Below are 9,489 nucleotides of genomic sequence, written 5' to 3'. Positions count from 1 at the left end.
CAGTCGGGCCGCGCCGATGCCTACTTCGGTCCTAATGTAATCGGCGCGTGGAAAGCTGCACTCAACGGTAAAACGCAATTAGTGGGTAGCGTTGATGGCGGTTGGCCAAAAGCGGCACATATCGCTGTGACGCTGAAAAAAGACAGCGGCCTGGTTCTGCCGGTACAAACCGCCCTCAACGGCGTGATTGGCAACGGCGACTATGACAAGGTGCTGAATCGCTGGGGAGAAGGGGTGGAACGCATTCCACAATCTGAAATCAACCCGGCCGGTTTAGGCGACTAAGGAGGTCATCGTGAGCGATCAATTTCGCGTGCTCTCACCGGAAGCCAGCGAGCTGCAGCCCATTTTGAACGGTCTGTTCGGTGAATATGCCGCCCGCTATGGCGATTACTTTTCTCGCGACGCTGAAGTGGAACTGACCGAATGGTATCTGGCGCCGCAGGGACTTTTTGTGGTACTGGAGCGCCGCGGCGAAATTATCGCCACCGGGGCTTACAAACCTTACGACAAGGACACCGCCGAGATTAAGCGTATCTGGACAAAAAGCAGCCTGCGTCAGCAGGGGCTGGCGGCGCGGGTGGTGCAGGAACTGGAACGTAGAGCGCTGCTCGCAGGCTACAGCCGGATTTATCTGACCACGGGATTTCGCCAGCCGGAGGCCGTCAGACTTTATTTAAGCCAGGGCTACGATCCGCAATTTGATACGACGCGCGATCCCGAAGAGTACAGCCTGCCGCCGTTTGATGGACGACTGCGCTTTACCAAACTGCTGACTATTGCCGGTCAGGCCAGAATCGCCTGAGGAGAGAAAATGAAAACGACAGATAGCATTAGAGTCGTACCGGCACGTTATCCCATGCGTACCGTAGGCGCGGTCATTGCCTTATTTGCCCTTGCGGTAATTCTTCAGTCCGTGGCGTTTAATCCGCGCTGGGAATGGAGCGTGTTTGCCCGCTGGTTCTTTGATCCGGTTATCTTGTCCGGCCTCGGGCAAACGCTGTTACTGACGCTGATCGGGACGCTGTTGAGTATTGTCATCGGCGGTCTGCTGGCGTTGGCACGGCTTTCATCTTCCTGGCTGTTGAACGGTCTGGCATGGGGGTACATCTGGCTGTTTCGTTCGTTACCGCTGATTGTGGTGCTGATCGTTTTGTACAACTTCTCCTATCTGTACGACACGTTGACGATTGGTATTCCGTTCACTCCCATTCAGTGGGGAAGTTTTGAGACCATCAATGTACTCGGTCAGTTTTCCACTGCGGTGGTTGGCCTGACGCTGGTGCAAAGCGCCTATACCGCTGAAATTATTCGGGGTGGATTTTTAGGGGTCGATCACGGTCAGTACGAGGCAGCGGCAGCACTGGGCTTACCAGCAGGGCGACGTACGCTGCGGATTATTCTGCCGCAGGCGCTGCGCACCATTTTGCCTGCTGGATTCAATGAAATCATCAGCCTGGCGAAAGGGACGGCGATGGTATATGTGCTGGCAATGCCGGAGCTGTTCTACACCATCCAGATGATATATAACCGCACGCAGGAAGTGATCCCGCTGCTGATGGTGGGTGCGGTGTGGTATCTGGTGATCACCAGCGTCCTGTCGTTAATTCAGCACCTGGTTGAACGTGCGTTGGCACGCAGCGAACGACGTTCAGCGATCAACACAGCCCGGGTGAGTCGTGCAGAAAAACGCAGTCGTCAACGTCCACAGCAGGAGGCCGTCCATGTCCCGCTCGCCTGAAGGCCATATTTCTATTACCGGCGTTAGCAAATACTTTGGTCGCCACAAAGCGCTAGATAATGTGTCGCTGGAGATCCCTCCCGGTACGGTAACGGTTATTCTTGGCCCGTCCGGTTCAGGGAAATCCACACTCTTGCGGACCATCAACCATCTGGAACGCGTCGATGAGGGGTTTATTCAAATCGATGGCGATTACATTGGCTATCGTCGGCAGGGAGACAAGCTATATGAGCTGAAAGAGGCGGAAATTTTGCGCCAGCGTGTTAACGTCGGCTATGTGTTCCAGAACTTTAATCTGTTCCCGCACTTAACGGTTCTGGAGAATCTGATTGAAGCGCCCATTGCGCACGGACTGGCAACGCGTAAAACCGCCACCGAGCGGGCATTAACTCTGCTTGATGCGGTAGGGTTACGGAATAAAGCCGATGCCTGGTCGCGCCACTTATCCGGAGGTCAGCAGCAGCGTATCGCTATTGCCCGTGCGCTGGCGTTAAATCCGCGCGTCATGCTGTTTGATGAGCCTACATCTGCACTGGATCCTGAACTGGTCGGTGAAGTACTGGATGTCATTAAAGCGCTGGCGAAGTCGGGAACCACGCTGGTTGTGGTAACGCATGAGATTGGCTTCGCCCGGGAAGTGGCGGATCAGGTGGTGTTTATGGTCGATGGCAAAATCATCGAGCAGGGCAGCAGCGAGCAGGTGCTGAATCATCCACGCCACACGCGCACTCAGCAGTTTTTGTCGAAAGTGCTTTGAGACACATTGCGGCACAAGGCTGTGCCGCACAGAGGTTACAGAGTGACGACGATTTTGCCTACCTGGCCGTTGGCTTCCATGTATTGATGTGCTTCGACGATATCATCAAAGGCAAAGGTTTTATCAATCAGCGGTTTGAGCTGGCCAGACTGCAATCCTTCAAAGATAAACCGTTTCGCCCGCGCAAGTTTTTCTGCGTCCGTGGTGATTTCGAAAATTTCATAGCCGCGGAAGGTCAGATGGCGACCGAGTATCTCAATGACCGGGATAGAAAGGTCACGTGAATCAAGCGAACCATACTGGAAAAAGAGCCCACCGGCTGGCATCACTTGGGCAATTTTTGCCACCGCTGGGCCACCGACCGGATCGAACACCACGCGGGTTCCTTTACCCTCAGTAATCCGCTGAATCTCGGCCACCAGATCCTGCTCCTGGCTTGCAATAACCTCTGCCGCGCCCAGTTGCAGCAACTGATCACGTTTCTCACTGGTCCGTGTCATCGCAATCGGTTTTGCTCCCCGCATGTTAGCAATCTGAATTGCCGCCAGTCCGACGCTGCTGGAAGCAGCATTGATCAGCACGTTATCACCGGGCTTAATATCCGCATATTCAACCAGCGCACCGAAAGCGGTCACATACATCATCCAGTTGGCAGCAGCCTCGGTAAAGCTCAGGTTTTGTGGATGCTTTACGACCGCGTGAGCGGGGGCATTAACGACTTCACCATACATTCCATATTGATGAAAGCTGAATGCCGGGATGACGCTAACGTAATCGCCAGGTGCAAACTCACGTACGTTGTCTCCCACTGATTCAATGACTCCGGCAGCTTCATAACCCAGTCGCGCCGGGAAATTAGGTTGGTAAATATACTGTCCGGTGCGGTACATAACTTCCGCACGGTTGATACCAATAGCCCGCACGCGGATCTGAACCTCATTTGCATCAGGCGCGGGAACCTGCATCTCCTGAATCTTCAGGACTTCAGCGCCACCAATTTGATTAAAAACTACGACCTTAGACATAGCAGACCTCAGTAAATTGTTCTGTATTGGGTCTGCACAATTTAACGACTCAGATGAGAGTGAAAAACCGTTGTTGCGGAACTTCACTATTACTTATTTTGTAATAATCCCTGAAGCCGCGGTTTTTGTTGGCTAAAAAGTTCGCATAACCAGTCAATGAATACCCGAACCCGAGGGGCGAGATGACGTCTGTCCGGGTAAAGCACCGAAACTGGTTTTGATTCTCCGGTATAATCGGCCAGCACCTCAACAAGCTGGCCTGACTGAAGATAGGGCGCAAGGACAGCATGAACGCCACGTATAATGCCGAGTCCAGATAAGCAGCCGGTCAACAGAATATCGGAGTTATCAACGCTTATCCGCCCTGCGGGGGTGAACGATTCGGTTTTACCTTTATTGACGAAGGTCCACTCCAGCGCTTCGCGGTGACGCTCGCTGAAAAAGTTAAGCGCCTGGTGTCGGGATAAATCCTCTGGCGTCTGCGGTACGCCATGTTGTTGCAAATAATCCGGTGACGCACAGGTCACCATCTTTACTTCACCGAGTCGCCTGGATATCAGGGAAGAGTCTTGTAGCTCGCCAATACGGATCATGCAGTCGATGCCTTCGGCAAGCATATCGATTCTACGGTCGGTGGAGGTGAGTACCATCTCGATGTCAGGATATCGCGACTGGAAATCTTTCAGCGCAGGAACTAACACGGAGTGCGCCAGCGACAGAGGTGCATTAACCCTGAGTTTTCCGCGCGGCGGGCGGGCAGGTGAAAAAGAAGCCATGATGTCATCAACGTCACTGAGCAGGATTTTTGTGCGTTGGTAAAAGGCATCACCTTCTTCTGTCAGACTCACTTTACGAGTCGTGCGGTTAAGCAACTTTGACCCCAGATCGTCTTCAAGATGTTGGATAGCTTTGGTCACCGCAGGGCGGTGCAGGTGTAACACATCTGCGGCTCTGGCAAATCCACCTTGCTCAACAACCTGTACAAAAATGTTCATGTATTCAAACATACTGGAATGCATTGCTTATTCTCTCCCGGTATTCGACCATTGTTATTATGAAAGTAATAATCATGTCTGCATAGGTTGCCGAATGCTGCTCTACACTTAGGGTTTTAACGTTGGGGGTTGCAGCATGATTAAGGTCTATGGGGTACCGGGCTGGGGATCGGCCATCAGTGAAGTGATGCTCACACTGGCGGAGATCCCTTACAGTTTTATTGATGTGGACGGTTTTGACAGCGATGGTCCTTCGCGGGAGTTGCTTAAAACAATGAATCCACTATGCCAGGTGCCCACGCTGGTACTGGAAAATGGCAGCGTGTTGACGGAAACGGCGGCGATCGCGCTGATGATCCTCGATCGTCGCCCCGAACTTTCACCACCCGTTGGACACGCCGAACGCCAGCAGTTTCAGCGTCTGCTGATATGGTTGGTGGCAAATGTCTATCCCACGTTTACCTATGCCGATTATCCTGACCGATGGGTACCGGACGCCCCGGCGCAGTTGAAAAAGAACTGCATTGAGTACCGTAAATCCCTCTATATGTGGCTGAACAACCAGCTAAGCGCCGAGCCGTACGCATTTGGGGATCAGCTAACACTGCTGGACATTTACATTGCCGTTATGCGCTCCTGGGGACCAGGGCATGACTGGTTTCAGGACAACACGCCGAATATTAGCGCCATCGCCGATGCGGTTTGTCAGCATCCGAGGCTGCGTACCGTACTGAAAAGCAATAAGATTATTTGAGTAAAAAACGCTGTTCCGCAGGAGTGCAAATCCCGGAACAGCGGGCGAACTATCGCCATAAGTTTTAAATTACGCGACAGAAGGGGTCAGCGTAATACGATCCAATGGACCCACGATAAACAGATAAGAAATCAGACCAATCAGCCCCATCGAACCGACGTACAGAATGGCGTAATCAAAAGACTGGGTATTCGCCAGAATGATGCCGATCACCAGTGGCGTGATGATACTGGCCATATTGCCGCACATATTGAAAACGCCACCTGCAATACCGAGCACTTCTTTTGGCGAGGTATCGCTAAGTACGCACCATCCCAGATTGCCAAAACCTTTGGCGAAAAACGCCAGACTCATCGCCGCGATCACCACAAATTCTGACGAGGTGTAGTTGGCGATAACGATGACGCAGGAAAGCAGCATTCCGCAGATAACCGGCAGCTTACGGGCAATCGTCAGGCTGTAGCCGCGCTTTAAAAGCCAGTCGGAGAAAACACCGCCTAATAATCCACCGATAAAACCGGCAATGGCAGGGATACTGGCGACAAACCCCACTTTGAGGATCGACATGCCTTTCGCCTGATACAGATAAGTAGGGAACCAGGTCAGGAAGAACCAGGTAATTGATGTCACGCAGAACTGTCCGATATATACGCCAATCATCATGCGGTTGACGCAGACGCTTTTAATTTGCGCAAAGGTAACCTTCTGTGGCTCTTTTTTATTACCCAGCGACGGTTCACCACCGCCTTCCCGAATATAGTCAATTTCCTGCTGGTTCACCTTTGGATGATGCATAGGGTCTCTGACTTTGACCAACCAGAAGATGCCAAGAATAACGCCTATTGCCCCAATGTAATAAAACACAAAGTGCCAACTGAGATTATGCAAAATAATCGTCATTAGCGGCGTAATAATCCCTAACGAGATATATTGCGCGGCCTGATAGACAGAGGTAACAAAGCCCCGTTCGTTATTAGGAAACCACTGCACGCTTAATCGGCTGTTGGCCGGAAAGGCCGGAGCTTCAATCGCACCCATCAGTAATCGTAAGATAATCAATACGACAAGCGGGCTGGCGTACAGATAAATGGTGCCCTGAAACATAGTGACCAGCGACCAGCCAATCAGTGCGCAGCCGTATACCAGACGCGAGCCATAGCGATCCAGCAGCCAGCCGCCGGGGAGTTGCATAATGACATAAGAAATACCGAAGGCAGAAAAGGCCAGCCCCATTGCTTCAGGATCAAAACCTAATTCTTTGCTCATAATCGGCGCCACGACGGATAACGTCGCGCGATCGGCGTAATTAAATACGGTCGCAAGAAACAGAAATATCAGAATGCCGTAACGCACTTTTGTACGCTTTATTATTGTGTTCATCACCCACTCCTTTCATAAGGTTGAGAGCGTTTTTGTAGGGGAGGAGGGCGGGTATTGCTTACCCGCCAAATTAATTAAGGACGTTTGCCAAACTCGCAGGTTAATTGCGTCCAGCGGCGCGCCTGCTCGCTGATGCTGAAGCCCAGACCGTGACGATCGGAAACCCACATCCGGCCATCGCGCAGCTCAAGTTGTTCGTTAAATAACGGGTTCAGCCATTCGAAATGCTCCAGCCATGGCTCAAGCGGATAAGCAGCGGACAGATGCAGGTGAACTTCCATAGCGAAGTGCGGAGCCAGTTTGCGACCATGTTTAGCCGCCAGGTCCATAATTTTCAGGAACGGTGAAATCCCTCCCACACGCGGTGCATCGGGCTGAACAAAATCGCTGGCATTGCCGAGGATCAGCTGTTCATGTTCGCGGAAGCTGGTCAGCATTTCACCTGTGGCAATCGGGGTATCAAGCGCGGCGGCCAGTTGGGCGTGACCTTCAACATCGTAGGCGTCCAGCGGCTCTTCAATCCAGATTAGATTGAACTGCTCCATTTTACGTCCCATACGGATGGCGGTTTCCCGATCCCACTGCTGATTGGCATCGACCATTAGCGGGAAGTCATCCCCCAGCGCTTCACGCACCGCGGTTAAGCGGCGAATATCCTCGGCGCAGTTTGGCTGACCAACCTTGAGTTTGATACCACCAATGCCGTTTTCACGGGAAATAACCACGTTTTTTAGCACCTGATCCAGCGGCGTATGCAGGAATCCGCCGGAGGTGTTGTAGCACTGCACGGAGTCCCGATGCGCGCCAAGCAGTTTTGCCAGCGGCAATCCTGCACGTTTGGCCTTCATATCCCATAAAGCGATATCGATAGGGGAGATGGCCTGTACCGCCATGCCACTGCGTCCCACGGAAGCGCCCGCCCACAGCAGTTTGGTGTAGATCTTGTCGATATCGTTTGGGTCTTCGCCTAACAGGTTATCGGCAATTTCTTTGGCATGCGCATAGATTCCCTGGCCGCCAGCCCGCTTGGAGTAACTAAATCCCACACCTTCAAACCCGTCGCGGCTGCGGATCTCGGCGATGATTATGGCGACTTCAGTTAGCGGTTTCTGGCGACCGGTGAGCACTTTGGCATCGCTCACGGGGGTTGCCAGAGGAAGGAAAGCCAGAGACAGTTTTACCCATTCAATACGGTCACCGGTTTCTGCTACGGTTTTAGCGTTAGCCGATTTTGCATAGGTCACGGCATCGGAATTGGCACTTAAAGACATATTGTTCTCTCCTGGTGATAACAAATGATTGCGCTATCATTTTTAATGTTAGCGCAATCACTGTGCCAGCGAATTGACTGCGATTTGAACAATTGCTCACAAATTCAGAGAGAGAAGGGTGGTAAATTATAAACGACGTCACATTCCAGTACTTTATGGAGAAATGCACAAATCATTGTGATTGCGCTATCATTGTGAGTGGCGATAATTAACTAAGCTGCTGTTTTCCCTGCGTTATCACTGAGCAACGCTGGCAATAGCCAAAATCATGATGAATAATGCCAGCATAAATCAGCGATTTTTGACAAGGGCATCGACAGTGAAAAATCCCAAACCACCGCGCGCTCCCACGCTGGAAGATGTTGCCCGTACCGCGGGATTGTCACCCATGACGGTGAGCAGGGCGTTGAATACCCCGCAGCTGGTGCGCCCGAAAACGGTTGAAAAAGTGATGCAGGCGGTGCGCGCCACCGGCTATATTCCCAACGCACTGGCTGGGGGACTGGCGTCGCGTCGCAGCAAGCTTATCGCCGTGGTTATTCCGCAAATTAACAACAATATGTTTGTCGATACCATCCAGTCATTAAGTGATGAACTGGCAGAACGCGGATACCACATTTTGCTCTGCGTGTCGGGTTATACGCCGCAAACAGAGGCGGAGCTGGTGGCGACGCTGCTTTCTCGTCGCCCGGATGGTGTAGTACTCACCGGTATTCATCATACCGCTGAGCTGAAAAAAGTGATTCTTAATGCGGCCATCCCGGTCGTGGAAATCTGGGATTTAACCCCAACACCCATCGATATGCTGGTCGGTTTTTCGCATGAAAAGGTCGGGCAAGCGGTGGCAGACTATCTGCTGAATAAAGGCTATCGACGTCCGGGGTTGTTATGGACTGCCGATCGCCGGGCAGGCCAGCGTAAACAAGGACTGTGCGATGCGTTGAGTCGTCATGGTATTGCGGCTGACGCACAGGTGGACGTCCCGCTACCGGCCTCTCTGGCATTGGGACGCACTGGATTAACGCAGCTATTGGCGGAGCGCGAGTTTGATGTCATTGTCTGTAGCTCTGATACGCTAGCCCAGGGGGCGATCATGGAGGCCGAAAGTCGCGGTATACGCGTGCCGCAAGAGTTGGCGGTAATCGGTTTTGGCGATCTGGATTTTGCTGCCAGCAATCGGCCCGCCATCACCACCGTCAGCGTCGACAGACGGGCCATCGGGCAACGTGCTGCCTCACTGCTTGCCGATCGTATCGAACAAATTCCGCGTGAAGACGATATTATTGATGTCGGTTTTCATCTGGTTGAACGAGAGTCCGCATAAGTTACCTGCAACCCAAAACAATAAGGAATCTGCTATGCCGCACGTTGATATTAAATGTTTTCCTCGCTCTCTTACCGACGAACAGAAAACCGCCCTGGCGGCGGATATTACCGAGGTTATTATTCGTCATTTGCAAAGCAAAGACAGTTCAGTCAGCGTGGCGCTCAATGAAGTTGAGCCAGAGGCGTGGCAGGCCGTGTGGGATAAGGAAATTGCGCCGCAGATGGCGAGATTAATTAAAA

The 9,489-nt window shown here is 52.3% G+C and carries 10 protein-coding genes and 1 pseudogene; 7 read left to right on the top strand and 4 right to left on the bottom strand.

The window, feature by feature from the left end; translation table 11 throughout:
* The 4 genes and pseudogenes from FDW94_RS24430 to FDW94_RS17030 form a co-directional block, all read left to right on the top strand.
* Window positions 1–285 (top strand): annotated as a pseudogene (locus tag FDW94_RS24430) (ABC transporter substrate-binding protein); the annotation flags it as partial.
* A 10-nt stretch (window positions 286–295) separates the two neighbouring features.
* Complete coding sequence (locus FDW94_RS17040) at window positions 296–805, top strand: GNAT family N-acetyltransferase (protein ID WP_003833076.1); 510 nt, start codon at window positions 296–298, stop codon at window positions 803–805.
* Between the two features lie 9 nt (window positions 806–814).
* Window positions 815–1,741 (top strand): amino acid ABC transporter permease, encoded by a 927-nt coding sequence (locus tag FDW94_RS17035; RefSeq protein WP_008784820.1) that lies wholly within the window; start codon window positions 815–817, stop codon window positions 1,739–1,741.
* On the top strand, window positions 1,725–2,498 hold the full coding sequence (locus FDW94_RS17030) for an amino acid ABC transporter ATP-binding protein (RefSeq protein ID WP_008784819.1): 774 nt from the start codon (window positions 1,725–1,727) through the stop codon (window positions 2,496–2,498). Before FDW94_RS17035 ends, FDW94_RS17030 begins: the two co-directional genes overlap by 17 nt.
* 35 nt (window positions 2,499–2,533) lie before the next feature.
* On the opposite strand, the gene FDW94_RS17025 is transcribed toward FDW94_RS17030, so the two are convergent.
* Together FDW94_RS17025 and FDW94_RS17020 are read right to left on the bottom strand one after the other, a co-directional pair.
* Window positions 2,534–3,523 carry a zinc-dependent alcohol dehydrogenase family protein gene (locus FDW94_RS17025; RefSeq protein ID WP_137377941.1) on the bottom strand — a complete coding sequence of 330 codons (990 nt, stop codon included), beginning with the start codon at window positions 3,521–3,523 and terminating at the stop codon, window positions 2,534–2,536.
* Window positions 3,524–3,612: 89 nt separating this feature from the next.
* Window positions 3,613–4,542 (bottom strand): LysR family transcriptional regulator, encoded by a 930-nt coding sequence (locus FDW94_RS17020; RefSeq protein ID WP_137377940.1) that lies wholly within the window; start codon window positions 4,540–4,542, stop codon window positions 3,613–3,615.
* A gap of 112 nt (window positions 4,543–4,654) precedes the next feature.
* Between FDW94_RS17020 and FDW94_RS17015 the strand changes: the two genes are divergently transcribed.
* A complete protein-coding gene (locus tag FDW94_RS17015; protein WP_071445649.1) occupies window positions 4,655–5,272 on the top strand; it encodes a glutathione S-transferase family protein in 618 nt (205 codons plus the stop codon).
* Between the two features lie 69 nt (window positions 5,273–5,341).
* On the opposite strand, the gene FDW94_RS17010 is transcribed toward FDW94_RS17015, so the two are convergent.
* Entirely contained in the window at window positions 5,342–6,652 is a 1,311-nt protein-coding gene (locus FDW94_RS17010) for an MFS transporter (protein WP_100272444.1), read from the bottom strand.
* A gap of 74 nt (window positions 6,653–6,726) precedes the next feature.
* Window positions 6,727–7,923, bottom strand: a complete 1,197-nt coding sequence (locus FDW94_RS17005; protein WP_137377939.1) for an L-talarate/galactarate dehydratase — start codon at window positions 7,921–7,923, stop codon at window positions 6,727–6,729.
* Between the two features lie 319 nt (window positions 7,924–8,242).
* Between FDW94_RS17005 and FDW94_RS17000 the strand changes: the two genes are divergently transcribed.
* Both FDW94_RS17000 and pptA read left to right on the top strand, forming a co-directional pair.
* The gene (locus tag FDW94_RS17000) at window positions 8,243–9,247 is read left to right on the top strand and encodes a LacI family DNA-binding transcriptional regulator (protein WP_162623432.1); all 1,005 of its coding nucleotides are present in this window, start codon (window positions 8,243–8,245) and stop codon (window positions 9,245–9,247) included.
* Window positions 9,248–9,281: 34 nt separating this feature from the next.
* On the top strand, window positions 9,282–9,489 hold a 208-nt coding region (gene pptA / locus FDW94_RS16995; RefSeq protein ID WP_137378039.1), incomplete at its 3' end, for a tautomerase PptA.

It is taken from the genome of Citrobacter sp. wls757 (genome assembly GCF_005280935.1).
Taxonomy (GTDB): Bacteria; Pseudomonadota; Gammaproteobacteria; order Enterobacterales; family Enterobacteriaceae; genus Citrobacter; species Citrobacter portucalensis.
Note: the sequence above shows the minus strand (reverse complement) of the source record. Positions and strands in the feature narration are given on the sequence as shown.